Origin of the sequence: Pseudoalteromonas sp. S3776 (assembly GCF_005886915.1) — a bacterium.
GTDB lineage: Bacteria > Pseudomonadota > Gammaproteobacteria > Enterobacterales > Alteromonadaceae > Pseudoalteromonas.
This window is the reverse complement of record NZ_PNCU01000027.1, coordinates 64,166-89,054: the sequence shown is the minus strand read 5'-3', so window position 1 is coordinate 89,054 and position 24,889 is coordinate 64,166. Positions and strand designations below refer to the sequence as shown.

Sequence of the window (24,889 nt, the reverse complement as noted above, 5' to 3'; positions counted from 1 at the left end):
TTTAAAATGATAAGCGAATGGGTTGTATCCATATTGTTATTGTTTGGTGGGCTGTTTATTTTAATTGGTTCATTAGGCTTGATTAAATTGCCTGACTTTTACATGCGATTGCATGGACCAACTAAAGCAACAACCTTAGGCATGGCAAGTATACTTATTGCAGCAATGGTGTTTTTTGCGAATTCAGGGCACGGCTTTAGTGTTAAAGAGATATTGATTACCGTGTTTTTATTAATTACCGCCCCGATTAGTGGGTATATGTTAATAAAGTCAGCAATTCATCATAAGCTTAAAGCTAAAGAAGGTACAAAAGGGCTCGATAACGTAGAAGAAGATTAGTCCTAGGACATTCATAAAAAGGCCAAATAAACATGTTTTATTTGGCCTTTTTAGTATGGGCATGCGCATTTACGAACTATTTTTTACTCATTAGCTTTAAGTGATTTGCTCTGAGGTTGGAAAAGCGCATTGATAACTAGGCAAAAACTCTCTATTTAGTTGTTCTAAATAAGATTTTTTAATCTAGGCAGCAACACGTTTCGCCCCGAAAATGATTAAGTATTATTGCGGATTGATATAAATCATGTGAGTATGGCCTTACTTTTTATTTTTAAGGATATGACAATGGCTAAGGCACTATTACTTTCGTTACTTATATTTTCTGGCAGCGTATTGGCTGACGAGGCCACTAAGCAGCAAAAAATAGATGAGCTAATTAACGTGATGAACATGGATGCTATGGTTGACTCTATGTACGGGCAAGTTGAAGGCATGATGAAAAATATGTCTGCACAAATGGGTGTTAAGTCCTCTGAGCAAGCTATTTTTGATAAATACTATGCAGATATGACCAATGTACTTAAAACTGAAATGAGTTGGAAAAAAATGCAGCCGATGATGGTTAACGTTTACGACAAACATTTTAACGAGCAAGAAATTGCCGACATGTTGGCGTTTTATAAAACTGAAACAGGGCAAAAAATTCTTCAAAAAATGCCTGTAGTAATGCAAGAGTCTATGCAAATGTCGCAAAGCTTAGTACAAGATGCAATGCCAAAAATTCAGCAAATAGCCGGTGAGCTAAGTGAAGAGCTAAAAGCCTCTCGCCAACAAGAAAATTAATCCCCCTTTCTCTTAAGCGCGCTCATTAGCGCGCTTTTATTTTATCAGCTCCAGTAATTTTTTAATTATATTTTAATGTGGCCTCTCTATTGACCTGTGTGTCACACATAGGTTTACAATTGAGCTCTAAAATCTAAGGGGGCTAAATTATGTATGTTAAGCAATTAGCGACGTTAATGGGTGTAACGCCTGATACAGTTCGTCATTACACACGAATAGGCCTTTTAAGGCCCATACGTAGCCAAAGTAACGGCTATCAACAATATACAAAAGCAGACCGCCAACGTTTAAAGTTTATTATAAGCGCCCGAAAGCTCGGGTTTTCCCTTAAAGATATACAGCATATCATTGGTGAGTCAGAACAAGGGCATTGCCCATGCCCACTTACACGGCAAATTATTGCAAAGCGTTTAGAAGAAACCGAAGCCTTGTTTCAAGAAACCCTTAAATTACGAGTGCGTATGCAGGCGGCGTTAAAGCAGTGGGAAACATCGGCAGACGGCGCTGTTGTAAGTGATGTGTGTAGCTTAATAGAGACGTTTGTTGACCCTCTTGCAGAGCAAGAAAAAAGCGGGGATGTGTAATGAGTAGCAATAAAACAACAGAGCAAAACTTTATTATTGAAGGGGCTAATTGTGGCAGTTGCGTAGCCAAAATAGAAAAAGCCCTTAATAGTGTGCAAGGCGCAAACAATGTAGAAATGAACTTTGCAGATCGCACGGTACGAGTAGAGGGCAGCGCGCAGCAAAGCACATTAATTAGCGCCGTTGAAAATATAGGTTATGGCGCAAAACCTATGGATAACACATCAGAGCAAGATGCGCTTGATGAAAAAGCCAAGTCAGACGAGGCACATTACAAAAAGCTAATGCGCAACATGATGCTGGCTTTAGGTGTGGGCGTGCCGCTTATGATTTATGGGCTTATTTTTGATATGAGCGTGACAACCACTAACCAGCGCATAGCTTGGGGTGTGGTCGGTATTATCACGTTTTTCGTTATGGCTGTAGCAGGTAAGCAGTTTTATAAAGGCGCGTGGCAGTCATTTAAAAATCATGGTGCTAACATGGATACACTTATTGCCCTCGGAACGGGCACTGCGTGGTTATATTCAATGTGTGTTGTACTTGCGCCTAGCTTACTACCTGAGGTTGCAAGGCACGTTTATTTTGAAGCTTCTTCAATGATAATTGGGTTAATTAGTTTAGGCTTGGCTTTTGAAGTGAAAGCGCGTGGACGTACTTCGCAGGCTATTAAGCGTTTAATTGGCTTACAAGCAAAAACAGCCCGCGTAATACGCGACGGCAAAGAGCAAGATATAGACATTAGTGATGTGCAAAAGGGCGACCATGTACGGGTACGCCCAGGCGAAAAAATCCCGGTAGATGGTGATGTCCTCGAAGGTAGCAGCAGATTAGATGAATCTATGCTCACGGGTGAGCCTATGCCTGTGAGTAAACAAACCGGCGACAAAGTAGTTGCTGGCAGCATTAATAAAAGCGGCACATTATTATTTGAAGCCACACATATAGGGCAAGAAACAACCCTTGCCAATATTATTAATATGGTAAAACGTGCGCAAAACTCTAAGCCTTCAATAGGGCGATTAGCCGATGTTATTTCAGGCATATTTGTGCCCACAGTAATGATAATTGCGATATTAGCAGCCCTTGCATGGCTAAATTTTGGTCCAGCCCCTTCAATTGCTTATGCGGTGGTAGCGTTAACCACCGTGCTGATTATTGCATGCCCGTGTGCGCTGGGTTTAGCAACGCCTATGTCGGTAATGGTGGGAATAGGTAAAGCCGCCGAGTTTGGCATATTAATTCGCAATGGCGAGTCACTGCAAACTACCTCTAAAATTACTACCATGATTTTAGATAAAACCGGCACCATCACCCAAGGTGCACCCCAGGTAACAGATGTTGTAACGTTTAATAACGCAGATGAAAATAACGTAATGCAATTAGTTGCAAGCCTCGAAAGTAGCTCTGAGCACCCTCTGGCAGAGGCTATTATGCAGCACGCTAAAAAACAAAACGTCACCTTGAGTAAAGCGACTGACTTCGACGCCATTACCGGCAAAGGTGTAAGCGGTAAGGTGAATGAGCAGACTTTGTTATTTGGTAATAAAGCGCTTATGGATAAATACGAGATTGTTGTTGATGAGGCCGCTGAGCAAGCACACACCTTTGCAAAAGAAGCTAAAACGCCGATGTATTTTTCCTGTAATAACCAACTTATGGCCTTAATTGCGGTGGCGGACCCGCTAAAAGAAGACTCAGTACAGGCAATTAAGCGCCTGCAAAATGAAGGTATTCATCTAGTAATGCTCACTGGCGATAATAAAGCGACCGCACACGCTGTGGCTAAAAAAGTCGGTATTGATGATTTTATCGCAGAAGTGTTACCAGAGGATAAAGTAAATGAAGTCACTAAACGCCAGCAGCAAGGCGAAATTGTAGGTATGACGGGTGATGGGATCAATGACGCCCCCGCGCTTGCTAAGGCAGATGTCGGTTTTGCGATTGGCACAGGTACCGATGTAGCCATCGAAAGCGCCGATATTACTTTAATGCGTGGCTCGCTGCATGGCCTTGCCGATGCTATTGCCATTAGCAGCGCAACAATTAAAAACATTAAACAAAACTTGTTTGGTGCCTTTATTTATAACGTTGCGGGCATTCCTATTGCTGCCGGTGTGTTGTATCCCTTTATTGGTGTGCTACTAAATCCTGTAGTGGCGGGCGCAGCTATGGCGCTTTCATCACTGACAGTCGTCACCAATGCTAATCGCTTACGTTTTTATAAACCCAATAAGCGCTAAGGAGTCGATAATGTTAATCATAAATTTACTGGGTGCAGTATTAATTGTGGCCATTATTTATTGGTTTTGGCTTTATAAGCCAAAGCAAATACACAGTAATGACAATACGCAAACCATAGTGGTAGATAACGGCGTTTATCAACCAAGCCATATAAAGGTGGCTGCCAATAAAAAAGTAACACTTACATTTGATAGAAAAGACAGTGCACCGTGCACCGAAACGGTGGTGTTCCCACAGCTTGATGTAAGTGAAAGCCTTGCAATGGGAGAGAATAAAATCACTTTGCCAGCACTTAAAGCAGGTGAGTATGACTTTCAATGCCAAATGAAAATGTATAAAGGTAAGTTAATCGCTGAGTAACCAGTGAGTTGATGAAGTAACATTAATACGGTCTAACTTTATGTTGAGCTAAACAACGGGTTATGTCGTATTAGTGTTATTTAAGCACACTAGATTATTTAATGAATAACTTAAACCCTAAAAAATTACTAAACAGTAAGTGGACTGCTACCCCAGCTATTAATAAAGAAAAACACTTTATAATTGTAGAAGTAGAATACGATGAAGAAGGTAATGTAATTGAATGTATTACCGAGTCGGTGTTTTCTAAAAATCAGTACTCAATACGCTGGCGAGATTTAAAAGACACACAAAAATGGCGTCAAGGGTGGAAGTAGTAAAATTGTTTTTATACTTTAAAAAAACGTCAATTTGTTATCCCCAAATAAATGCTATGCGCATCCTTTTTTTGATCCCTGTTTTTTACTAAATTCGCCATTTGGCAACAAATGCCTGTTTTTTACAGGCTTGCCGTGTTTTTAGAAAATAAACGCCAAATACTTTATAAATATTATTATATTTCAGTTGTTTATAATTTAGGTTTTATAGTGTTTAATTGTTTTAATTAAGCTGTTCAGCTCTAGTTTATTCTTAAACTTCCCCACATTATGTTTTTTGTTAGCTTTTAGCTCATGTGTGGCTTTTTTATAAAGTATAAGCTATTGATTTTAAATGTTTATATTAAGTGGCTCATCTAGCTGTTGCTAAAAAGCAACAAAAATACCCCTCGAAACTTCATCTATACATGTACTTTTCATGTAACTCATTGTTTATCAATTAAAAATAAAAAATGGCACTGAAGTTGTAATAACTAAGCTGTATTAAGCAAAACGTGGGTAACGTTAATTGGTTACTCCTCCAACCCTATGAAGGATTTCATTATGAAAAAGGCACAATCAACATTGGTATTAATGGCTTTAGCCTCTTCATCAGCGGCTTTTGCAGTAACAGATTTTGACACACTCGATAAAGATGGCAGTGGCACATTAAGCCCGTTAGAAGCATCTGCTGATGCTGAATTAATGAGTCAGTTTACAAAACTTGATACTGACAAAAACAACGAGCTATCTAAGAGTGAGTTCGACAAAGCATAAGTGAGTGCTTTGAGTAGTTAACGCCCAGTGGCACGTTTAATTCTGAGTTGCCAAAGACAACCTAAGTAGGCAAGGGAGCTTACCATAAAGAATAACAAGGACAGTGTAATACACAGGGCATTTTATTATAAACGCATAGCGAAGGAATCGATATGTAAAAGCGATACCCAACTTTGCTTGCAATAGCGCTGGTATTTTCTGGCACATTTGCAAAGTTTGATACCAACACAAACGGTAAACTTTTTTTAAGCAAAGGTTTTACAAGCGCAGACGATTAATGCGCTGTGGTGTAAGCATGATTCTGAGTTGCCAAAGACAACCTAAATAGGCAAGGGAGCTTATTAAAAAGAATAACAAGGAAGTGAATTGTAACCACCTCAGCGCAAATTTATACAGGTAATGCATATTATTGAAGGATTACATTATGACTAAGCTCAAAACAACATTTGTACTTATCACCTTGGTGTCATCATCGGTGGTATTGGCAAATACAGAGTTTAAAACACCTATGCAAGGCGAGGGTGATTTAGCAAACCAAAGTGATCATTCAGCAGAACAAATAATGCAGCAATTAAATATGCAAAGCCGAAATGGCGTTACCGAAAATGACTTTTTTGAATATTAACAATTACCCCTTAATGGATCTTCGAAAAGGATTTCTCACCTTTAATCTGTTTATTATGCCTAAGGAACGATTATGAAAACAGTAAATAAAACGCTAGCACTTGTTGCTCTTTTATCATCTTCAGCAGCCTTTGCTGCGGTAGATTTTAACTCTTTTGATGCTGACGGCGATGGCGTTATTAGCAAATCAGAAGCACAGGCTAATGCTCAGTTAGTTCAGCTATTTGATAAGTTAGATACAGATGGAAATGGTGAGCTTTCTCAGCAAGAGTTTTCAAAGGTACAATAAAATTAGGCGCATACGTAGGTTTACGCACTAACCAAATGTTTAAAGATCATACTCGCCAAGCAGCTAAGTATTTAATACTTAGCTGCTTTTTTGTGCGCCGAATAAAATATAAATGCCGTTTTATCACCAAAAGGGTGCAATTTCAATTATGTTTATTCATAACATATTGATTTTAAACAATATATTTAAGTGGTTTTAAACTTGCTTAGTTAACGCTAGAGCAACTGAGTGAGTAAACAATTATGGCGCGAATGAGTTATATAAGTAGCGTTGAGCGCTACCATGAGTATGAGCAAGTAATACACAGCTTGCTTGACTCTATTTTAATGAGTATTGAAGATGGGCTTAACAAAAATCGAGATACGCGTTTTTTAGTAAAGCAATACCCCTTTTTAGAGCTGCAATATTGTTTAAACGAATCTGGGCTTCAGCAAGGCAATAATGTGTGCTTTAAGCGTGCTTATAAAAAATTAGCTGAGCAAGGTAATCAGCAAGATTTAAGTGAGCGCCCTTACTTTTCACAATCTAAACAAACCGATTCGGTGTGCTTTACCGATCCGTATATTTCTATCGCAACTAATCATTTATGTATTTCGGCTATTAAAGAGCTGAAAAAGCCAATTAACCAGCAACATTATTTAGTGCTAGACGTATGCTTAACCCAGTTAATTGAGTTTGTAATGGGAGACAGCGCGCGAGCCGGTATTTCGCCTTATTTTAAAGCGGGTTATGGGGTGATTGTGGCGTGTTTATTTACTTTGGTTCTGTTTTTACTGAGCATCGTATTTAACGATATATATGCATTATTAACCCACTTTGACTCAGCCTCTGATCCCCTCGAGCCCTTTAGCATTATTATATATATTACTTTAGCGTTGGCCGTGTTTGATTTAGGGAAAACCATTCTCGAAGAAGAGATTTTAATGCATAAGGATATATTTAGGCACTCATCTACACGGCGCACAATTACTCGGTTTATATCTACCGTGCTAATTGCAATATCTATTGAGGCGCTATTAACCATGTTTAAAGCGGCGCTCGGGCAAGCTGAATACTTATTACCGGCCATTGCGATGATGCTTGCGGTGGTAGGGCTTTTAATAGCCTTGGCTATTTATGTGTATTTAGGGGCTAAAGCCGAAACCTTACTAATGCGGGCGCGCTCAAAATTAAAATCCTCCAAGTAGGAGGATTTCAATAAGATGGGTATAATTGCTATTTAGCTTTAAACATTGCTTACTAATGCGGCTTATCTTGCTCGCGCTTTGTTTTAAAGTCTGAGTCACTCGTCCATGTAGGCCAATCGCCATTGTTAGCAAGTTTTGTGGCTATATCAACAATAAGCTCTATGTCTTGTTTTACACCACCTAATGACCACTGCGGCGAGTAATCGTCTGCTTCTTTATGGTATTTTTGCGCAATGTAATCAGGGTCGGTATCGCCAAGGCTCATAAACAATAAACTAGGCACACCTTGCTTAGCTAAAGAAAAATGATCCGATCTAAAAAACAATCCATTTTGCGGGCGAGGATCCATTTTAACAACACGATCTTGTGCTTTTGCCGCATTTGCTAGGTAGCTCTCTAGGGTGGATAAATCGTTACCGTATTGCAAAATGTAATCAGTGCCATCTAACACGTTCATCCCGTCAATATTTAATAGAGCAACCATTTGTTTAGTGGGCACAACACCACCGGTTGCAAACTCTTGTGAGCCGATGAGGCCAGTTTCCTCAGCGGTAAAATTAGCAAATAAAATAGAGCGCTTAAACGGTGTTTGCTGGTGGATTTGATTCATAATGCGGGCAATTTCAAGTGTGGCCGCTGTGCCAGAAGCATTATCTACTGCGCCGTTATAAATTTTAGGGCCACTGTCGGTTTGTTTGGTACCAAAATGATCCCAATGCGCACCTATTACCACGTACTCATTAGGGGCGTCGTTTCCCGTAATTTGCGCAACCACGTTATGTGATTTGGCATGCGATACTTCATTTTTAAATGAAAGGTTGGCTGTTAAATTAAGCGCTGTGGCTTTAAAGTCATCACTTAAAGCCTTTTGTTTTAAATTTTCGTAGTTAAGTTGTGCGGCATTAAAAATTTGCTCTGTAGTATTAAGTGTTAGCCAACCCATAACAGGGAGCTTAGAGGCGTTTAGGTTATTGTCCATTAGGGTGTATTTAGTCCCCGTGTTTGAACTTTCAACCACACCCCAAGGGTAAGCAGCAGGGGCCGTTTCGTGCACAATAAATACCGCTTTGGCACCTTGGCGTGCTGCTTCTTCGTATTTGTAAGTCCACCGGCCGTAGTAGGTCATAGCGTTACCTGTAAATAACGTATCGTTTTGCGTCGCAAAGCCTGGGTCGTTTACCAATACAATAACGGTTTTACCTTCAACATTAATGTTTTTGTAATCATTCCAGTTGTATTCGGGGGCATTAATACCGTAACCCACAAATACAATGTCAGAGTTTCGTACATCAATTAGTGGCTGTAATTGCTCTGTGCGGGCGGTAAAATCGTTACCTGCTTTAAACTTTAAGTCGCCTACCTGTAATTGCATGTTTTGATTAGCCGTGACCATGGCCATTTTTACTGGCTGTAAATACTTGCCATTATAGGCCCCAGTTAAACCCATTGCTTCGTATTGCTCGCTCAAGTAACCCACTGTTTTTACTTCACCATGGGTAAGTGGACCACGACCTTGAAAGTCATCAGAGGCAAGCATTTTTATATGCTGTTTAACGTTATTTAGGCTAACGCCTGGGGTATTTTCTAAAGAAGAATGCTCGCTTGCAGGCTCAGAGCAACCAAAGAGAGCGACTAGCAGGCTTAAGCTAGCGCTTTTTAAAAGAGATGATGCCATAGTTTTCTGAATAGTTTTTTAAATTGGCTTTTAATATAAAGGATGCATTAATTTGAGTCGAATATTTATCACTTTGCCTGTTCTATTTTTGAAAAATTGAAAATATTTGGTATGGGGTGTATAAATAATCGACAACAATAAATGGAGCACACACAATGAACCAATCTAAAAAAAGCGGATACCTGTTTATAGGCAGCGGTGTAGCATTTTTTGCAGCAGCTTTGCTCGCACAACAAGCGATGTTTTTTGCTTTAGCTGCATCCTTTGTAGTGTTAGGTACAATTAGTATAAAAAAAGCGGCACCCTAGGCGATTAATGTTTTAAAGCGTCGCGCTAATATTAATCTGTCCTATAGCGTAACTTAAAACGTAAAAAACCAGCAAATAGCTGGTTTTAATCATATATAGCAAGTAGCTAATTATTCATCTGCGTATTTTACGCGAATTTTGCTTTTATCAACGCTTGTTTGATTAAGAGCTTTAATAGCGCCTCTACTTTCTATGTCGTTTGGCATTTCTACAAAGGCAAAGCCTTTTGATAAACCAGTCTCTTTATCAAGCACCAAGTTACAGGTAGTTACTTTACCGTGTGCTGCAAACAACGTGCGAAGGTCTTGCTCTGTGGTAGCGCGAGACAAATTACGAACTAATAATTTCATATATAACCTAAATAAGGGGTTCGTTGTGGATTATCTCAAGTAACTTGCCTTTAACCTAATTTTATTTAGCCTTTTATTTAATTTGGGAGAAAAGAGCAAATATTTACAATGCATAAAAAACATACTAAATTAAAAATAAGTTTAAATTAAGAGGGACGATTATGAAAAAAGTACTAGTTTGTATTTCTGCTTTATTGTTAACAGCTTGTAATTCCACCACAAGTTCAAATAATGATACCATTGTTTTGCTGAACGCTGAAAAAACAAATGCTATTAGTTATCATAAAACATATAAAGAGTGTCAATCCGCAAAAATTTTGCAAGACATTAGAAGTAAAGCTGAATGGGCCCGCAACTCTGTTGCAAATAGGTCATCACATGTTAGTGGTTTTAAATTAGCTACTTGTGAAGGTTAACTTATAAAAGCCGGTAGATAATCGGCTTTTTCATTTTGTACTTTCCTTGTCCAATGAAGCCATCCTTCCAAGTATACTGCTAAAATCAAGTTATCTCCTTATTAAGTTAAAACCGATTTCGTTATTCTGGTAATAAAAATCTAGTTATTAAAACAAATAATTGGTAAGTTATATTTTATTTTATTTACTTACCATTAACTTGAGTTGGTTGTTTATGTCGAAATTTGGCTTGCGTGTTTTAACTATTTCTTCTGTTTGTTCTTTGGGTATTTTAGCTGTAGGGTGCGGTAGCTCAGGATCAAAAAGTGAGCCTGTCAATGCATCGGTAGTCGCACAAAGCGCTGCAGTAATTAGTGGTGAAATGGCTGTAAGTATTGAAAACACTCGTGATATTGCAATAACAGGAGCGTTATCTATAACCGATGCACAAGCCAGCGAAGCAGTATTTAAAGCACAAAGTAATATCACGACAGTTTATGGTTTATTTAACTTAGCTGAGGATGGGAATTGGTCATATATGCTTAATAGCGACCATGCCGCTGTGATTGCACTAAACGAAAATGAAACCTTACTTGATGAAATAACTGTCACATCGGCAGATGGTACCGAAGCGACAGTGTCTATAACCATTATAGGCGCTGCACGGGGTGATGACTTTACAGTAACGCAAGAAACAACCCTCAATGCCGATGGCGAAAATACAGGGTTAACTGCTTATACACTAATAGAAAATGCGTTTAGTGAAGGGGCAATAGAGTCGCCTGATATGTATAGCGGTAATCATCAAGGTGTTGTGCATATTATTGAAGATACTGACTCAATAGTAGGTAATCACTTTGTGTTTTTAGCACATCGTGATGAAGACCAAGATAAAGACAAAGGCGCAACCGACCGCCAGCGCAACGAAATTAAATCGTATGACAAATCACCCGCAGCGACACTTGCGTTTAAAGACGAAACAGTACAATACCATTGGAGGTTTAAAGTCTCTAGCGAACTTGAGCTAAGTAGTAAATTTAGTCATTTTTTTCAAATAAAAGCTCGAAATGACAGCAACGATAATACTAATGGCAACGACGACCAACCTATTATTACGCTCTCTGGGGCGCAAAAAAACAGTACGGGTAATCAATTGCAAGTGCGTTATAGCGCTGGCTTTGACGAAAATGGTAACAGCACGGGGCTTGATAAAAACCTTGTAGAAACTGACTGGTCACTCATTACTGATGAATGGGTTGCGGTATTTATACAAGCTACATTTAGTGAAGCGGGGCAATTTGAAATGACCCTAAGGCGTTTAAGTGACAACGAAGAGCTATTTAGCATTAGCGAGCAAAACATAGATATGTGGCGTGGCTTTAGCGATGAGGACTTTGCTCGCCCTAAATGGGGCATCTATCGCTCAATAGTCGAAACTGATAGCCTTCGCGCTGAGGAAGAGCAAGTACGGTTTGCTGATTTTGTGATTAAAAAGGGCGTTTTAGCACAGTGATATATAATTGAGTATAAAGAAAAAAGCCCTTAGCAAATTAATTGCTAAGGGCTTTTTTAATGCGTTTTAAAAAGCAATTATTTTACTTCTTTACCTGCAGCTTGTTGGTCAGCGTGATAGCTGGAACGAACAAATGGGCCAGAGGCAGCATGTGTAAAGCCAATTTCATCAGCGTATTCTTTTAATGCGTCAAATTCCGCTGGTGGCACGTAGCGTTTAACTGGCAAGTGATGCTTAGAAGGTTGTAAGTATTGGCCAACAGTAAGCATGTCTACGTTATGCGCACGTAAATCACGTAGCACTTCTTCAATTTCGCTAATTTCTTCACCTAAACCAACCATTAAGCCAGATTTGGTTTTAACTTCTGGATGCGCTTCTTTAAAGCGACGAAGTAACTCTAATGACCATTTATAATCGGCACCTGGGCGCGCAAGTTTGTATAAACGCGGCGCTGTTTCTAGGTTGTGGTTAAACACATCAGGTGGTGTCTCAATTAAAATTTCAAGAGCTCGGTCCATACGGCCACGGAAATCAGGTACTAAAATTTCAATGGTAATGGTTGGGTTGTGCTTACGAATTTCGCGAATACAATCGGCAAAGTGCTGTGCGCCGCCATCACGTAAATCATCACGGTCAACCGAGGTAATAACCACGTAGCTAAGCTTCATGTCTTTAATTGTTAGTGCAAGCTTTTCAGGCTCTGCTGCATCAGGTTTTAATGGACGACCATGGGCAACATCACAAAATGGGCAACGACGAGTACAAATAGCCCCTAAAATCATAAAGGTAGCAGTACCGTGGTTAAAACACTCAGAAAGGTTAGGGCACGAGGCCTCTTCACATACAGAGTGCAAGCCGTGTTTACGCATTGCTTGTTTAATACCGTCAATACGCTCTGTTGATTTTGGTAAGCGGATTTTAAGCCACTCTGGCTTGCGCAACATTTCAGTTTTTTCTGTTGGTAAAACTTTAACGGGGATCAACGCCATTTTTTCTGCGTCGCGTAGTTTTACACCTGGTTCCATTTTGACTGGTTTATTCATTCGTTTTCAAACCCTTCAGTATGCTTAACCTGTGTTGCATTAAGCTTCTTTATCATGTGTTTTACCAGTCCTTCACCTGCTTGTGCTAAGTTTTGAGGACCGTTTAATTCTTTCGTTTGCACCATGTTCATGCCGGCATAACCGCATGGGTTGATGCGTAAAAACGGGCTTAAGTCCATGTTAACATTTAATGCTAATCCATGAAACGAGCAACCACGACGAACACGTAATCCTAACGATGCAATTTTACTGTCGTTTACGTACACACCGGGTGCATCGGCTTTTGCATAGGCTTTAATATTATACTCGCTAAGGGTATCAATAATGCACTCTTCAAGCCACGTAACAAGCTCACGCACGCCAATTTTTAAGCGGCGCAAATTAAATAATACGTACATCATTTGTTGGCCAGGGCCGTGGTAAGTAACTTGCCCGCCACGGTCTACCTTAATGACTTCTATATCACCGGGGGCAAGTAAATGCTCATCTTTACCTGCTTGGCCTTGTGTAAATACACTCTCGTGCTCTACAAGCCAAATTTCATCTGGCGAGCTGTCATCACGGGTGTCGGTATAGGCTTGCATTTTTTGCCAAATTGGCATGTAACGCTGGCGGCCGAGTTGGCGTACGATTAACGTATTTTCGTTCACAATAAGTCTCAACTATGGCTTAAAGCATGTGGCGTACGTCATCAATGCTGCTGATCACGTTGTAAATTTCTTCTATATGCTTACCGCTGGTAACCGTAGCCACTAAGGTAACAGATTCATAATTGCCCTTACTGCTTGGCTTTACTTTTGGTGCGTAGTCACCAGGGGCAATAGGTTGTAATTTAGTTAGAATTTGATCTGTTAGATTAACGTTCGCTAAACCCATAATTTTGAATGTGAATGGGCAAGGGTACTCTAGGTACTCATCAAATTTAGTATCTTTAACAGGTTGAACCACGACGGTGACTCCTCATACAAAAGTGTGGACTCTATGCAAAGCTCGAAGCTTAATACAGATAGGCAATTAGCAGTGTTGCATATATGGGGCGCATTCTAGCATTTTTCAAGCAAAAAAAAACGCCTCATAACAGAGGCGCTTTGTTTAACAACCCAACAACTGTGGGTTTATTTTTACGTTTACATAATTTGTAAGCGTAAGTAGTCGTAAATTTTGCTAAAGAAGCTGCCTTCTTCCACTTCTTCAAGTGTAACCAGTGGGTATTGTGCAATGTCTTCGCCCTCTAGTTGTAAGAATAAGGTACCTACTTTAGTGCCTTTCGCTAAAGGTGCTTCAAGCGTATTATCTAGCTCAAAGTTAGCTTTAAGGTTTTTATGTTGACCACGTGGAATAGTAATTGGCGTATCTTCTAAAATACCTAACGATACATTTTCTTTATTACCCATCCAAATACGTTGTTCTGCAAAGCTGTCGCCGGCTTTGTAAGGTGTAATTGTTTCAAAAAAGCGAAATCCGTAGTTAAGTAACTTTTTGCTTTCTACTTTACGTGCGCGCTCGCTTGATGTGCCCATAACTACCGCTATTAAACGCATGTCGTTTTTAGTCGCAGACGTTACTAAGCTGTATCCAGCTTCGGATGTATGACCCGTTTTAATGCCATCAACATCTAGGCTTTCATCCCATAACAACGAGTTGCGGTTATATTGCTTAATGCCGTTATACGTAAACGATTTTTGCTTATAAAGTGCGTATTCATCAGGGACATCACGTATAAGTGCAGCGCCGAGCGTTGCCATATCACGTGGGGTAGTGTAATGCTCATCTGTATCTAGGCCGTGGCTATTAATAAAGTGGCTGTTGCTCATGCCTAATTTAGCAGCATGGGCATTCATTAAATCAGCAAATGCGCTTTCGCTTCCTGCAATGTGCTCGGCCATGGCTACACACGCATCATTACCTGATTGAATAATAATACCGTGGTTAAGCTCATCAACACTTATTTGCTTGCCTACTTCAATAAACATTTTTGACGATTCAGGAAAGTTTTTAGCCCAGGCTTTTTCGCTCACTGTAACCATATCGGTTGGCGCAATGTTACCGGCGTTAATTTCAGTACCAATTACATAACTGGTCATCATTTTAGTTAAGCTCGCTGGGGCTAGCTTTGTATCAGATTCGCCTTCAGCAATAACCTTACCGGTTGTAAAGTCTACTAAAAAATAACCTTTTGCATTAATTTGAGGTGGTGCCGGAATAATTTGGGCGCTGGCTGAAAATACGGCGGCTGTGCAAACTAAGCCGCATACACCTTTGAGGATTTTATGTTTAATTGATTTCATCATACTCATTAATGGTTAAAGTTAAAAATTCGCGTTATGTCCATCTTATACCCAAACTAACCCAAGATGCGAGCATCGTTGGTATTAAAAACTACTTAGGCAAGGTATTGATTGTCAATAATAGTCACTCCATTGTTTAAATCAATAACCTAGTCTTAAACGTTTTTAAACCAACACTAAGCACGTTTTACTAGTACCTACTCTCTGTAATGTTTTTTTAAAAGGGCCAACCATTTAAAAAGTAACACCTAGATTTAAGCCCCTGCGCAACGCTTAATTTGCACCTTGGGATGGTTTAGTTATTAGTCTTACTGAGTGTAAAGCAAGAACGCGTTTTGAAATTGGTTTTGTTTTAATTTTTTTAATACGTCTTGTGCATGTTGGGCATCTTTAATCGGGCCCAAATGCAAACGATATATGTTGTCTGCTTTTACTATATTAGTAGGCACTTGATATTGCAGGCGTAATGTAGAAGCTAACGCTTCTATATTGCTAAGCGTACTACCCGCAGCTACCTGTATATATGTTTTACGTGCAGGAATGCTGTCGAGCGTAATCGCCTCTAGCTTAACCTTGGCTGTACCGTGAGTGTAATAGCCTAATTTATAAGCTGCAGCATACGAAAGATCTATTATTCTGTCATCATGAAACGGGCCACGGTCGTTTACACGTACAATCACCGATTTATTGTTGGCAATATTAGTAACGCGTACAAAGCTTGGCAGAGGTAAGGTTTTATGCGCTGCGCTCATGGCAAACATATCGTAAATTTCACCGTTTGAGGTATGGTAACCATGAAACTTACGGCCATACCACGAAGCGATCCCTTCCTCTGTATACCCTTTTTCATCAAGCATTGGCGTATAACGCTTGCCTAATACCTCGTACGGGCGACTTGCACTGGCACTTTTTTTAACATCCACCACAACGGCATCTTGCATTTCAAGTGCGGTTGGCGCGCGAAGTGGTGCGGCATCGTGCTTCATATGATAACGACTATTAGAGCCGCTACTACATGCGCTTAACATAAATATTAAGGCTGAAATAAATAACAGCTGGGTAGGCTTATTCATTATTTTAAAAGCATCCTTTTATCTGTCGCAATTGACATAATAATGCCAAATCCGGCCATTAACGTCACCATAGAGGTGCCGCCATAACTAATAAGGGGTAAAGGTACACCTACAACAGGCAACAACCCCGATACCATGCCTATATTTACAAAAATATATACAAAAAAGGTGAGGGTTAGGGCGCCGGCCAATAATTTGCCAAACGCATCTTGCGCGTTTACCGCAATGTATAAACCTCGACCAATAATAAATAAGTACAGGCTCAATAAAATACACACACCAAATAAGCCAAACTCTTCACTTAATACCGAAAAAATAAAGTCTGTATGGCGCTCTGGTAAAAATTCGAGTTGTGATTGCGTGCCTTGAAGCCAACCTTTGCCTTCTATACCGCCAGAGCCGATAGCTATTTTAGATTGAATAATATGATACCCCGAGCCCAGCGGATCGCTCTCTGGATCTAAAAACGTTAATACCCGCTGCTTTTGGTAGTCGTGCATACCGTAGTGCCAAAATGGCCATGCAGCCAGTGCGACAACAGAGCTTAAAAAGCCAATTAAACGCCAGCTTAAACCGGATAAAAACAACACAAATATTCCTGAGCTGGCAATTAAAATTGAGGTGCCTAAGTCGGGCTGTTCTTTGATTAATAAGGTAGGCAGCATCACTATGACAAAGCCAATAATTAGGTGTAACGGGCGAGGGGGTAGTTGATTTCGGCCAATATACCAAGCCACCATCATAGGGACAGCCAGTTTCATGAGCTCTGAGGGCTGAAAACGAGTAATGCCTAAATTTAACCAACGCTGAGCACCTTTTGAGCTCACGCCAAATAGCAATACGCCGACCAACATGAGTAACCCAACACAATAAAGGGGGATCACTAAGCGTTTAAGTGTCGCGGGAGAGAACTGAGCAAGCACTATCATGCCTATAATAGCGCTACCCATACGGGTAATATGGCGGATCATCATGGCTGAATCTTGGCCGCTTGCGCTATATACGATAGTAATACTGCCAGCCATCATGAGTAATAAAGCAATTAGTAACGGTAAGTCTAGATGCATGCGCATCCATATAGAGCGCTTGTTATGAAGTACGGTCATTGCGCGGAATTCCTAGCAAGTTCTATTGGGTTAGCTGCAAAATAATAATCCATTAGCTCACGTGCAATTGGCGCACCCACAGAGCTGCCGCCACCGGTGTTTTCAACTACAATCGAAACCACAATTTTAGGGTCGTCATACGGAGCAAAACCAATATAAATCGCGTTATCGCGTTGGCGTTCTTTTAATGACTTGGCATCGTAACGCTCACCTTGGGCAATACTCACTACTTGCGCGGTACCTGTTTTACCCGCCGGATCATAATTAGCGCCTTTAAATGCACGGTGCGCAGTACCTGTTACTTTTTTCACGGTATTGTGCATCGCATCGAGCGCAATACGCCAGTTATCTGGGTTGTTAAGTACTACCGGCGGTTTTTCTTCGTTGTTAATTTGCGTCACTTGGTCTTCTTTTTTAGCCACTTGTGCTAAATGTGGCGGATGGTTTATGCCTTTATTAACCAATATATTAGTCGCATTAGCTATTTGAATAGGGGTAGCTGTCCAATAGCCTTGCCCAATGCCTACGGAAATCGTGTCGCCACGCCACCACGACTCTTTAAAGCGGCCTTCTTTCCATTCTTTTGAGGGCAATATGGCGGTGGTTTCTTCGTGTATGTCTATCCCCGATAAGTCACCAAAGCCAAAGCGGGCCATAAAATTACTAATTTTTGTAATGCCTAAGCGGTATGCTGCATCGTAAAAGTAAGTGTCGCACGACTCTTCAATCGCTTTGTAAACATCTACGTGGCCATGGCCCCAGCGTTTCCAATCGCGCCATTTATGTTCAACATTGGGTATTTGAAAAAAACCAGGGTCCCACACTGAAGTACTTTCACTGACAATGTTCTCTTCAAGTGCCAGTATGGCCATATGGGGTTTTACTGTGGAAGCCGGTGCATAGCGTCCTTGAGTGGCACGGTTAATAAGGGGGCGGTCGGGGTTTAGCAGTGCTTTATAATCTTTACTGCTAATACCGTGCACAAATAAATTAGGGTCGTAACTTGGGTTTGAATAAAGTGCTAATACGCCACCGTCTTTAGCATCCATTACTACAACCGCGCCGCGCATATCTTTAAGCGCATGTTGAGCTATTTGTTGTAAACCGATATCTAAGGTAAGTACTAAATCGCTGCCAGGCTGCGGGGGGGTCATACTTAATGTACGAATAACCCGACCGCGATTATTTACTTCAACGCGTTGAGAGCCTACTTGGCCATGCAAAAGCTGCTCATAATATTTTTCTATACCAAGCTTTCCAATATCATGTGTAGCACGGTAATTAGTGGCTTGGTCTTCTTGTTCTAACTTATTGAGCTCTTTGCGGTTTAATTTTGCCACGTAGCCTAGAGCATGGGTGAGTGTATCGCCATACGGGTAAAAGCGAGCAAGGCGGGCTTCGATACTAAAACCAGGAAATTTATGTTGGTTAACCGCAAATTTGGCCACTTCAGTTTCATCTAAGCGGGCTTTTAGTACTTGCGACTTAAAGCGGCGTGTATGCTTTATATCATCGATAAAGTCTTTTTTTTGCTGCTCGGTAATCGTAATTATTTTGCTAACTTGCTCGAGTGACTCAGCTAAATCGTCGACCTCTTCAGGAATAACCTCGAGGTTATAAACGGGTTTGTTTTCAGCAAGCAGTACACCGTTGCGGTCGTATATAAGGCCACGGTTCGGCGCAATAGGAATGACTTTAATACGGTTATCGTTAGAGCGGGTTTGATAGTCGGTGTGTTCTTTTACCTGAATGGTATAGAGGTTAGAGAGCAAAATTGCCACTAAGCCTAAAACAAAAATAAAACCCACAAATGCGCGCCGTGCAAATAGGTTTGCCTCAGCGGAATGGTCGCGTATTGTGGGTCTTTGCTTAATCATAACAAGGCGTTACTCGCGATGATAAGGATGGTTGTTATTTAAGCTCCAGCCTCGGTATAGGCTTTCGGCAACGATAATACGCACTAAAGGGTGCGGCAACGTTAGGTTAGATAACGACCATTTTTGCTCAGAGGCGGCAATGCACTCAGGGGCTAACCCTTCAGGACCACCAATAAGCAAACTAACGTCGCGGCCATCGAGCTGCCATTTTTCCATATTTTTAGCAAGCTGGTGAGTATCAAGTGGTTTACCTGTTACTTCTAGAGTAACAATACGATTACCTTTTGGAATAGCGGCTAAGGTTTTTTCACCTTCGGTATGTAAAATGCGTTTAATATCGGCATTTTTACCGCGTTTACCGGCCGGAATTTCTATTAACTCAAGCGCCATATCTTTAGGAAAACGGCGTTGGTACTCTGCAAATCCGGTTTCCACCCACGCTGGCATTTTTGTGCCAACGGCAATCATTTGTATTTTCACGTAATACTTCCAAGCTCAATTAAAAAAGAGTGGCGCTTAGCCCCACAGTTTTTCTAGATCGTAATAGCTACGTGCGTGATCTTGCATCACGTGTACAACTACATCACCTAAATCTACCAGTACCCATTCGCCTTCGTCTTGACCTTCGTAACCTAAAGGTTCTTCGCCAGCGTGGCGAGCTTCTTTTGCTACGTTATCAGCAATTGATTGCACATGACGCTTAGAAGTACCCGAACACACAACCATGTAATCGGTAATGTCTGAGCTGTCACGTACGTCAAGTTGTACCACGTCGCGTGCTTTCATATCGTCAATTTTGTCTAGTGCAAAGGCAAGTAGTTGTTTCGAATCCAAGGTATTGTCTCAATTTTAAATTTAATAGCGTGCATTTTAACATGCTAGGGGGTTTTAATCATCACTTTGATAAAGCTGGTGTTGCTTAATGTAGTGACTGACAGGTTCGGGTAATAGTTCATTATTTTTATTGGTTTTTTTTAATTGCTCTCGAATAGTACTTGAGGCGGCATCAAGGGGTTCACCCGGTAAAAAATAAAGCTTACCAAAGTTGTGTGTGTCAAGTTGGTGTGGCGCTTCAGTGTGGGCGTTGCTGATATAGCTTTTAAGCGCTTTATTTGGGTTACACGTTTGCCCCGGGCGTTGGTATACAACAATATGGCAAAGCTGTGTAATGGTCTGCCATTCGTACCATTTGTCGAGGTTATTAAACGAGTCCATGCCCATTAAAAAAAGAATGGGCGTATCTGGGTGCTTTGCTCTTAGTTCTTGTAAACTCAACAATGAATACGACGGGCCGGTGCGATTAAGCTCTCTTAAATCAAGTGCAAAATGAGGGTAAGGGGCTATAGCGGCATTGAGCATGTTAATACGGTGCGCTGTACTTACTCCCGGCGCAGCTTTGTGCGCGGGTAGGGCACAGGGCATAAAATATAACGTAGATAAGTTAAATGTATTTACACACTGCGAGGCCATATTGAGGTGGCCTAAATGCACAGGGTTGAAGGTGCCGCCAAAAATTGCAATCATGTTAAATATCTTTAGTTAAGTGCGTGGCAAGGCATTGGAATATCAAGCGGCTGGCAAAACTTAATACAAATATGCGCAAGCGCTTGGTAAGGCGCAATTAAGTTGCCTTGTTTGTAGCTTGAATCAAACAGTGCAAGCTCACTGCTTATTTGCTCAAGGGTATTAATATTTAAGCGGTTAATCGCATTTTGCACTGGGCCTTGCTGGTTTTTCCAAATACCATTTTTTTTAAATAACTGTGCGATAGGCTCGCCATTTAAAAGCCCTTGCTGAATAGTGAGCAAATTGGTGAGCTCTTTATTTATAGCCCATAAAATACTCACCACTTCGGTGTTATCGCTGGCCAGTTTATTAAGTACTTTAATTGCTTGCTTGGCGTGACCATTTAATAGGGCATCGCTTAAGTCAAAAATATCAAACTTGGCTTGATTTAATAGCCCTTGCATCACAAGTTGCTGAGTTATTAAGGCATTACCATGCAGTAGCGAGAGCTTTTCGAGCTCCTGAAAGCACGCTAACAAATTGCCTTCGGTGGCGTTAATTAAGCTCAGTTTTGCTTCGTTTTGCATATTCAGAGAAAGGCGCGTTACTTGGTCATCTAACCAGCGTTTTAAATGGTTTCCTGCAAGCGGGTAGCACGGTACAAATACACCGTGTTTATCGAGCGCTTTAAACCAGGCGCCACGTTGTACGTCTTGGCTGGCTTTAGCCCCTTTTACAATTAAAATGGTGTCGGGGTTAATTAACTCGACTATTTTTTTAAAGGTATTACTACCTGGGGGGCCAGGTTTTTGTTGGTTTAAATCAAGCTCAATAATAGTGCGCGCGCTAAACAAAGACATGCTTTGATATTGAGCTATAATTTCTTGCCAATCAAACCCTTGCATTAGGGTAAATTTTATTACCTCATCAAAGCCTTGGGCTTTTGCCGTGTCGCGTATTTGCTGCACACATTGCGCTTCTTGAAACGGTTCTTCACCAAACACTAAATAAAAAGGTTTTAAACCTTTATTTAATTCACTCGGTAACTGATTAGCATAACAGCGCATTATAGTTGCGACAGCTCTCTAACAATACGACGACTAGCTTGCTGACGAATTTCGCTAATAAGCAGCTCAAGCTCTTTTGCTTTTGCAAGTGCATGATCGGGGTCGTCTTGGTAGTTACGATAAAGCTCAAAGCGTTTTTCAATGGCTTTCTCGCCCGGGCGTTTAACAACGTAGCTAACCCCGTAGGCAAGCTCGTATTCAGCCACCTGACCATTTTGAAACAACGACAAGGTTTGGCGCTCAATGCTTTCTTTGCGTAAGTACAGCTGAGCAACATTTTTAGCCGAAGGCGTTAGTTCTACGTTACTGGCTTTAAGCTCTTTTTTAAGGTTTAAAAATAACGATGATTTTTCATCATCACCTTTAAGTGTAAGCGTTTTAAGGTTATCAGGCAGGCTAGAGGCTTTCTTTAAATGAAAGCCACAGCTAGATAACACAAAACACATTAGCACTAAGGCTAATGTGTTTTTAAGGGTGTTAAAGCTAACCATTTAGTTAGCTACCACGTTAAGTAGTTTACCCGGTACGTAAATAATTTTACGAATGGTTGCGCCATCAGTAAATTTAGTTACGTTAGACTCAGCAAACGCAAGTGCTTCTACCTGCTCTTGTGTTGCATCGGCGGCTACGGTTAGCTTAGCGCGTAGTTTGCCGTTTACTTGTACGATGATTAATTTTTCATCTTCAACAAGGGCAGACTCATCAACTTTAGGCCATGCTGCATCTAAAATGTCGCCCTTTTTACCAAGCTCTTGCCATAACTGGTGCGATAAATGCGGCGTAATTGGTGCAAGCATAATAAGTAGGGCTTCTAATGCTTCGTTAGCAATAGCAACATCTTGCGTATCGTTTAATGGCGCTTTTAATAACTTATTAGAGAGCTCCATAATGGCAGCAATTGCGGTGTTAAACGTTTGACGGCGCTCAATATCATCGCTCACTTTTGCAATGGCTTTGTGTAGCTCACGACGCAGTACTTTTTGTGGGTTACTAAGCGCTGATTTATCAAGAGCTTGGTAGCCAACTGTTTTCACATCTACTGCGTATTTCCAAATACGTTTTAAGAAGCGGTGCGCTCCTTCTACGCCTGAGTCTGACCATTCAAGCGTTTGCTCTGGTGGTGCGGTAAACATCATAAATAAACGCACAGTATCTGCACCGTATTGGGCAATTACTTCTTGTGGGTCTATACCGTTGTTTTTAGACTTAGACATTTTGCTCATGCCCGATGAGAACACAGGTTCACCATCTTCTTTATGCCATGCTTTCGTTACGCGGCCTTTTTCGTCAGTTTCGGTATTTACATCGCTTGGCGAAATCCATACGTCACCGCCTTTGTCATCTTTACGGTAGAACGTTTCGGCAAGTACCATGCCCTGACAAAGTAAACGATCGAATGGCTCGTCTGAATTTACTAAACCAAAGTCACGTAATAACTTATGGAAAAAACGCGAGTACAATAAATGTAAAATAGCGTGCTCAATACCACCTATGTATTGGTTTACTGGTAGCCAGTAGTTAGCTGCTGCTGGGTCTAGCATGCCTTCGTCATGACGTGGGCTACAGTAACGTGCGTAGTACCAAGACGACTCCATAAAGGTGTCAAAGGTATCTGTTTCATGTGTTGCTGGTACGCCATTTACCGTTGCTTTTGCCCATTCTGGGTCTGCTTTGATTGGCGAAGTAACGCCATTCATAACTACATCTTCTGGTAAACGTACTGGCAGCATTTCTTCGGTGGCGGCTAATTCGTTACCGTTTTCGTCGCTCAGCATTGGGATTGGTGAGCCCCAGTAACGCTGGCGGCTAACACCCCAGTCGCGTAAGCGGAAGTTAACTTTACGCTTACCTACACCCAGTGCTTCTAGTTTGTCGGCAATAGCGTTAAATGCGCCTTCAAAATCAAGGCCATCAAATTCGCCAGAATTAACTAACACGCCTTTTTCAGTGAATGCTTCTTCTTTTAGATTTACTTCAAGCTCAGAGCCTTCAACCGGTGCAATTACTTGTTTTATATCTAGGCCGTATGCTGTGGCAAATTCATAGTCGCGTTGGTCGTGTGCAGGTACTGCCATAACCGCGCCTGAGCCGTAATGCATTAATACAAAGTTAGCAACCCAAATTGGTACTTGCTCGCCCGTTAATGGGTGAGTCGCGTAAAAGCCGGTTGCAATGCCTTTTTTCTCCATTGTGGCCATGTCTGCTTCGGCAACTTTGGTGTTTTTGCATTCTTCAACAAACATTGCAATTGCATCGCTGTTTTTAGCGGCTTCTTGTGCAATAGGGTGGCCACCGGCAACGGCTAGGTAAGTTACACCCATAAAGGTATCTGGGCGGGTAGTGTATACGCTAAATTTTTCGTTGTTGTCGGTGCGTGTAAACTCAATGTCTAACCCTTCAGAGCGACCAATCCAGTTGCGCTGCATGGTTTTAACTTGCTCAGGCCAGTCTTCTAGCTTGTCTAAATCGTCTAAAAGCTCTTGTGCGTAGTCGGTAATTTTAATAAACCACTGTGGAATTTCTTTTTGCTCAACCACTGCACCAGAGCGCCATCCGCGGCCATCTATTACTTGCTCGTTTGCAAGTACAGTTTGATCAACCGGATCCCAGTTAACCGTCGACATTTTTTTATACACTAGGCCTTTTTCGTACAGCTTAGTGAAAAACCATTGTTCCCACTTGTAATACTCTGGGTGACAGGTTGCAATTTCACGATCCCAGTCGTAACCAAAGCCTAATTGCTTAAGTTGGTTACGCATGTAATCAATGTTTTCGTATGTCCACTTAGCTGGCGCTGTTTTGTTTTTGATAGCGGCGTTTTCTGCAGGTAAACCAAACGCATCCCAACCCATTGGTTGCATTACGTTTTTGCCTTGCAGGCGCTGGAAACGAGAAACAACATCACCAATGGTGTAATTACGCACATGACCCATATGCAGTCGGCCACTTGGGTATGGGAACATAGAAAGACAGTAATACTTTTCTTTGCTCTCATCTTCGGTGACTTTAAATACCTGGTTTTCTTCCCAGTAACTTTGGACTTTTGACTCTATGTCTTGCGGGTTATATTGCTCTTGCATCTATGATTCCAGACTTCTTGCAAACTAATAAAAAATTGCCGATAGGATACCCCAAATAAAAGCCTAATCACAGCGTATAAGCACGGTTTTGTTAAAATCTCACTTTCAGTGCAGGTTAACCTATA

Annotated in this window: 28 protein-coding genes; 13 read left to right on the top strand and 15 right to left on the bottom strand. The window is 41.1% G+C overall.

The features are described 5' to 3' along the window. The first annotated feature begins 6 nt into the window (after positions 1-6). The 10 genes from CWC16_RS12025 to CWC16_RS11980 all read left to right on the top strand — a co-directional run bounded on the left by CWC16_RS12025 (position 7) and on the right by CWC16_RS11980 (position 7,483). Entirely contained in the window at positions 7-339 is a 333-nt protein-coding gene (locus CWC16_RS12025; protein ID WP_138541702.1) for a Na+/H+ antiporter subunit G, read from the top strand. Positions 340-624: 285 nt separating this feature from the next. Continuing rightward, positions 625-1,122 carry a DUF2059 domain-containing protein gene (locus tag CWC16_RS12020; protein WP_138541701.1) on the top strand — a complete coding sequence of 166 codons (498 nt, stop codon included), beginning with the start codon at positions 625-627 and terminating at the stop codon, positions 1,120-1,122. Between the two features lie 149 nt (positions 1,123-1,271). Then, positions 1,272-1,706 carry a MerR family transcriptional regulator gene (locus CWC16_RS12015; protein WP_138541700.1) on the top strand — a complete coding sequence of 145 codons (435 nt, stop codon included), beginning with the start codon at positions 1,272-1,274 and terminating at the stop codon, positions 1,704-1,706. Then, entirely contained in the window at positions 1,706-3,949 is a 2,244-nt protein-coding gene (locus CWC16_RS12010) for a heavy metal translocating P-type ATPase (protein WP_138541699.1), read from the top strand. Before CWC16_RS12015 ends, CWC16_RS12010 begins: the two co-directional genes overlap by 1 nt. Positions 3,950-3,959: 10 nt before the next feature. Beyond that, positions 3,960-4,310: a cupredoxin domain-containing protein gene (locus CWC16_RS12005; protein ID WP_138541698.1), complete on the top strand. Its 351-nt coding sequence runs from the start codon at positions 3,960-3,962 to the stop codon at positions 4,308-4,310. Between the two features lie 101 nt (positions 4,311-4,411). Then, positions 4,412-4,627 carry a TIGR02450 family Trp-rich protein gene (locus tag CWC16_RS12000; protein ID WP_024033778.1) on the top strand — a complete coding sequence of 72 codons (216 nt, stop codon included), beginning with the start codon at positions 4,412-4,414 and terminating at the stop codon, positions 4,625-4,627. 543 nt (positions 4,628-5,170) lie between these two features. Beyond that, complete coding sequence (locus CWC16_RS11995; RefSeq protein WP_004585903.1) at positions 5,171-5,383, top strand: EF-hand domain-containing protein; 213 nt, start codon at positions 5,171-5,173, stop codon at positions 5,381-5,383. A 424-nt stretch (positions 5,384-5,807) separates the two neighbouring features. Continuing rightward, positions 5,808-6,008, top strand: coding sequence for a hypothetical protein (locus CWC16_RS11990; RefSeq protein WP_055013973.1), 201 nt, complete (start codon positions 5,808-5,810; stop codon positions 6,006-6,008). Positions 6,009-6,080: 72 nt separating this feature from the next. Beyond that, positions 6,081-6,296 carry an EF-hand domain-containing protein gene (locus CWC16_RS11985; RefSeq protein ID WP_126006420.1) on the top strand — a complete coding sequence of 72 codons (216 nt, stop codon included), beginning with the start codon at positions 6,081-6,083 and terminating at the stop codon, positions 6,294-6,296. 242 nt (positions 6,297-6,538) lie between these two features. After that, on the top strand, positions 6,539-7,483 hold the full coding sequence (locus tag CWC16_RS11980) for a general glycosylation pathway protein (RefSeq protein ID WP_138541697.1): 945 nt from the start codon (positions 6,539-6,541) through the stop codon (positions 7,481-7,483). Between the two features lie 52 nt (positions 7,484-7,535). Here the strand turns inward: CWC16_RS11980 and CWC16_RS11975 are convergent, their stop codons facing one another. After that, positions 7,536-9,158 carry a M28 family metallopeptidase gene (locus tag CWC16_RS11975; protein WP_138541696.1) on the bottom strand — a complete coding sequence of 541 codons (1,623 nt, stop codon included), beginning with the start codon at positions 9,156-9,158 and terminating at the stop codon, positions 7,536-7,538. 155 nt (positions 9,159-9,313) lie between these two features. On the opposite strand from CWC16_RS11975, the gene CWC16_RS19880 reads away from it, so the two are divergent. Continuing rightward, the gene (locus CWC16_RS19880) at positions 9,314-9,466 is read left to right on the top strand and encodes a hypothetical protein (protein WP_162838338.1); all 153 of its coding nucleotides are present in this window, start codon (positions 9,314-9,316) and stop codon (positions 9,464-9,466) included. Between the two features lie 110 nt (positions 9,467-9,576). Here the strand turns inward: CWC16_RS19880 and CWC16_RS11970 are convergent, their stop codons facing one another. Continuing rightward, on the bottom strand, positions 9,577-9,816 hold the full coding sequence (locus CWC16_RS11970; protein WP_055013969.1) for an RNA recognition motif domain-containing protein: 240 nt from the start codon (positions 9,814-9,816) through the stop codon (positions 9,577-9,579). A 161-nt stretch (positions 9,817-9,977) separates the two neighbouring features. Between CWC16_RS11970 and CWC16_RS11965 the strand changes: the two genes are divergently transcribed. Continuing rightward, positions 9,978-10,232, top strand: coding sequence for a hypothetical protein (locus tag CWC16_RS11965; protein ID WP_138541695.1), 255 nt, complete (start codon positions 9,978-9,980; stop codon positions 10,230-10,232). 214 nt (positions 10,233-10,446) lie between these two features. Next, entirely contained in the window at positions 10,447-11,724 is a 1,278-nt protein-coding gene (locus CWC16_RS11960) for a VCBS domain-containing protein (RefSeq protein WP_138541694.1), read from the top strand. 77 nt (positions 11,725-11,801) lie between these two features. On the opposite strand, the gene lipA is transcribed toward CWC16_RS11960, so the two are convergent. The 13 genes from lipA to leuS form a co-directional block, all read right to left on the bottom strand. Further along, positions 11,802-12,767, bottom strand: coding sequence for a lipoyl synthase (lipA, locus tag CWC16_RS11955; RefSeq protein ID WP_004585911.1), 966 nt, complete (start codon positions 12,765-12,767; stop codon positions 11,802-11,804). Further along, the gene (gene lipB, locus CWC16_RS11950; RefSeq protein WP_055017212.1) at positions 12,764-13,417 is read right to left on the bottom strand and encodes a lipoyl(octanoyl) transferase LipB; all 654 of its coding nucleotides are present in this window, start codon (positions 13,415-13,417) and stop codon (positions 12,764-12,766) included. Before lipB ends, lipA begins: the two co-directional genes overlap by 4 nt. A 19-nt stretch (positions 13,418-13,436) precedes the next feature. Continuing rightward, complete coding sequence (ybeD, locus tag CWC16_RS11945) at positions 13,437-13,715, bottom strand: DUF493 family protein YbeD (RefSeq protein ID WP_138541693.1); 279 nt, start codon at positions 13,713-13,715, stop codon at positions 13,437-13,439. A gap of 179 nt (positions 13,716-13,894) precedes the next feature. Beyond that, positions 13,895-15,055, bottom strand: a complete 1,161-nt coding sequence (locus tag CWC16_RS11940; RefSeq protein ID WP_138541743.1) for a serine hydrolase — start codon at positions 15,053-15,055, stop codon at positions 13,895-13,897. 308 nt (positions 15,056-15,363) lie between these two features. Further along, positions 15,364-16,128: a septal ring lytic transglycosylase RlpA family protein gene (locus CWC16_RS11935; protein WP_138541692.1), complete on the bottom strand. Its 765-nt coding sequence runs from the start codon at positions 16,126-16,128 to the stop codon at positions 15,364-15,366. Continuing rightward, the gene (gene rodA / locus CWC16_RS11930; RefSeq protein ID WP_138541691.1) at positions 16,128-17,234 is read right to left on the bottom strand and encodes a rod shape-determining protein RodA; all 1,107 of its coding nucleotides are present in this window, start codon (positions 17,232-17,234) and stop codon (positions 16,128-16,130) included. Before rodA ends, CWC16_RS11935 begins: the two co-directional genes overlap by 1 nt. Further along, positions 17,231-19,111 (bottom strand): penicillin-binding protein 2, encoded by a 1,881-nt coding sequence (mrdA, locus tag CWC16_RS11925; RefSeq protein WP_138541690.1) that lies wholly within the window; start codon positions 19,109-19,111, stop codon positions 17,231-17,233. Before mrdA ends, rodA begins: the two co-directional genes overlap by 4 nt. Before the next feature lie 9 nt (positions 19,112-19,120). Beyond that, positions 19,121-19,591: a 23S rRNA (pseudouridine(1915)-N(3))-methyltransferase RlmH gene (gene rlmH / locus CWC16_RS11920; protein WP_004585918.1), complete on the bottom strand. Its 471-nt coding sequence runs from the start codon at positions 19,589-19,591 to the stop codon at positions 19,121-19,123. Between the two features lie 36 nt (positions 19,592-19,627). Further along, entirely contained in the window at positions 19,628-19,945 is a 318-nt protein-coding gene (rsfS, locus tag CWC16_RS11915) for a ribosome silencing factor (protein WP_024033760.1), read from the bottom strand. Between the two features lie 54 nt (positions 19,946-19,999). Beyond that, on the bottom strand, positions 20,000-20,635 hold the full coding sequence (nadD, locus tag CWC16_RS11910) for a nicotinate-nucleotide adenylyltransferase (protein WP_138541689.1): 636 nt from the start codon (positions 20,633-20,635) through the stop codon (positions 20,000-20,002). A gap of 11 nt (positions 20,636-20,646) precedes the next feature. Continuing rightward, complete coding sequence (gene holA, locus CWC16_RS11905; protein ID WP_138541688.1) at positions 20,647-21,684, bottom strand: DNA polymerase III subunit delta; 1,038 nt, start codon at positions 21,682-21,684, stop codon at positions 20,647-20,649. Beyond that, positions 21,684-22,175, bottom strand: coding sequence for an LPS-assembly lipoprotein LptE (locus tag CWC16_RS11900; protein ID WP_138541687.1), 492 nt, complete (start codon positions 22,173-22,175; stop codon positions 21,684-21,686). Before CWC16_RS11900 ends, holA begins: the two co-directional genes overlap by 1 nt. After that, entirely contained in the window at positions 22,176-24,764 is a 2,589-nt protein-coding gene (gene leuS, locus CWC16_RS11895; RefSeq protein WP_138541686.1) for a leucine--tRNA ligase, read from the bottom strand. Between the last annotated feature and the right edge of the window lie 125 nt (positions 24,765-24,889).

Bases quoted from the DNA above. Each gene is read 5' to 3' on its own strand.
- nadD (WP_138541689.1), bottom strand. From the start codon at position 20,635: ATGATTGCAATTTTTGGCGGCACCTTCAACCCTGTGCATTTAGGCCAC.
- lipA (WP_004585911.1), bottom strand. From the start codon at position 12,767: ATGAATAAACCAGTCAAAATGGAACCAGGTGTAAAACTACGCGACGCA.
- CWC16_RS11980 (WP_138541697.1), top strand. From the start codon at position 6,539: ATGGCGCGAATGAGTTATATAAGTAGCGTTGAGCGCTACCATGAGTAT.
- mrdA (WP_138541690.1), bottom strand. From the start codon at position 19,111: ATGATTAAGCAAAGACCCACAATACGCGACCATTCCGCTGAGGCAAAC.
- CWC16_RS12020 (WP_138541701.1), top strand. From the start codon at position 625: ATGGCTAAGGCACTATTACTTTCGTTACTTATATTTTCTGGCAGCGTA.
- CWC16_RS11940 (WP_138541743.1), bottom strand. From the start codon at position 15,055: ATGAAATCAATTAAACATAAAATCCTCAAAGGTGTATGCGGCTTAGTT.
- CWC16_RS19880 (WP_162838338.1), top strand. From the start codon at position 9,314: ATGAACCAATCTAAAAAAAGCGGATACCTGTTTATAGGCAGCGGTGTA.
- CWC16_RS11985 (WP_126006420.1), top strand. From the start codon at position 6,081: ATGAAAACAGTAAATAAAACGCTAGCACTTGTTGCTCTTTTATCATCT.
- CWC16_RS11965 (WP_138541695.1), top strand. From the start codon at position 9,978: ATGAAAAAAGTACTAGTTTGTATTTCTGCTTTATTGTTAACAGCTTGT.
- CWC16_RS11995 (WP_004585903.1), top strand. From the start codon at position 5,171: ATGAAAAAGGCACAATCAACATTGGTATTAATGGCTTTAGCCTCTTCA.
- CWC16_RS11900 (WP_138541687.1), bottom strand. From the start codon at position 22,175: ATGGTTAGCTTTAACACCCTTAAAAACACATTAGCCTTAGTGCTAATG.
- CWC16_RS11975 (WP_138541696.1), bottom strand. From the start codon at position 9,158: ATGGCATCATCTCTTTTAAAAAGCGCTAGCTTAAGCCTGCTAGTCGCT.
- leuS (WP_138541686.1), bottom strand. From the start codon at position 24,764: ATGCAAGAGCAATATAACCCGCAAGACATAGAGTCAAAAGTCCAAAGT.
- CWC16_RS12015 (WP_138541700.1), top strand. From the start codon at position 1,272: ATGTATGTTAAGCAATTAGCGACGTTAATGGGTGTAACGCCTGATACA.
- holA (WP_138541688.1), bottom strand. From the start codon at position 21,684: ATGCGCTGTTATGCTAATCAGTTACCGAGTGAATTAAATAAAGGTTTA.
- CWC16_RS11935 (WP_138541692.1), bottom strand. From the start codon at position 16,128: ATGAATAAGCCTACCCAGCTGTTATTTATTTCAGCCTTAATATTTATG.
- CWC16_RS11960 (WP_138541694.1), top strand. From the start codon at position 10,447: ATGTCGAAATTTGGCTTGCGTGTTTTAACTATTTCTTCTGTTTGTTCT.
- rodA (WP_138541691.1), bottom strand. From the start codon at position 17,234: ATGACCGTACTTCATAACAAGCGCTCTATATGGATGCGCATGCATCTA.
- CWC16_RS12000 (WP_024033778.1), top strand. From the start codon at position 4,412: ATGAATAACTTAAACCCTAAAAAATTACTAAACAGTAAGTGGACTGCT.
- CWC16_RS11970 (WP_055013969.1), bottom strand. From the start codon at position 9,816: ATGAAATTATTAGTTCGTAATTTGTCTCGCGCTACCACAGAGCAAGAC.
- CWC16_RS12025 (WP_138541702.1), top strand. From the start codon at position 7: ATGATAAGCGAATGGGTTGTATCCATATTGTTATTGTTTGGTGGGCTG.
- CWC16_RS11990 (WP_055013973.1), top strand. From the start codon at position 5,808: ATGACTAAGCTCAAAACAACATTTGTACTTATCACCTTGGTGTCATCA.
- CWC16_RS12010 (WP_138541699.1), top strand. From the start codon at position 1,706: ATGAGTAGCAATAAAACAACAGAGCAAAACTTTATTATTGAAGGGGCT.
- CWC16_RS12005 (WP_138541698.1), top strand. From the start codon at position 3,960: ATGTTAATCATAAATTTACTGGGTGCAGTATTAATTGTGGCCATTATT.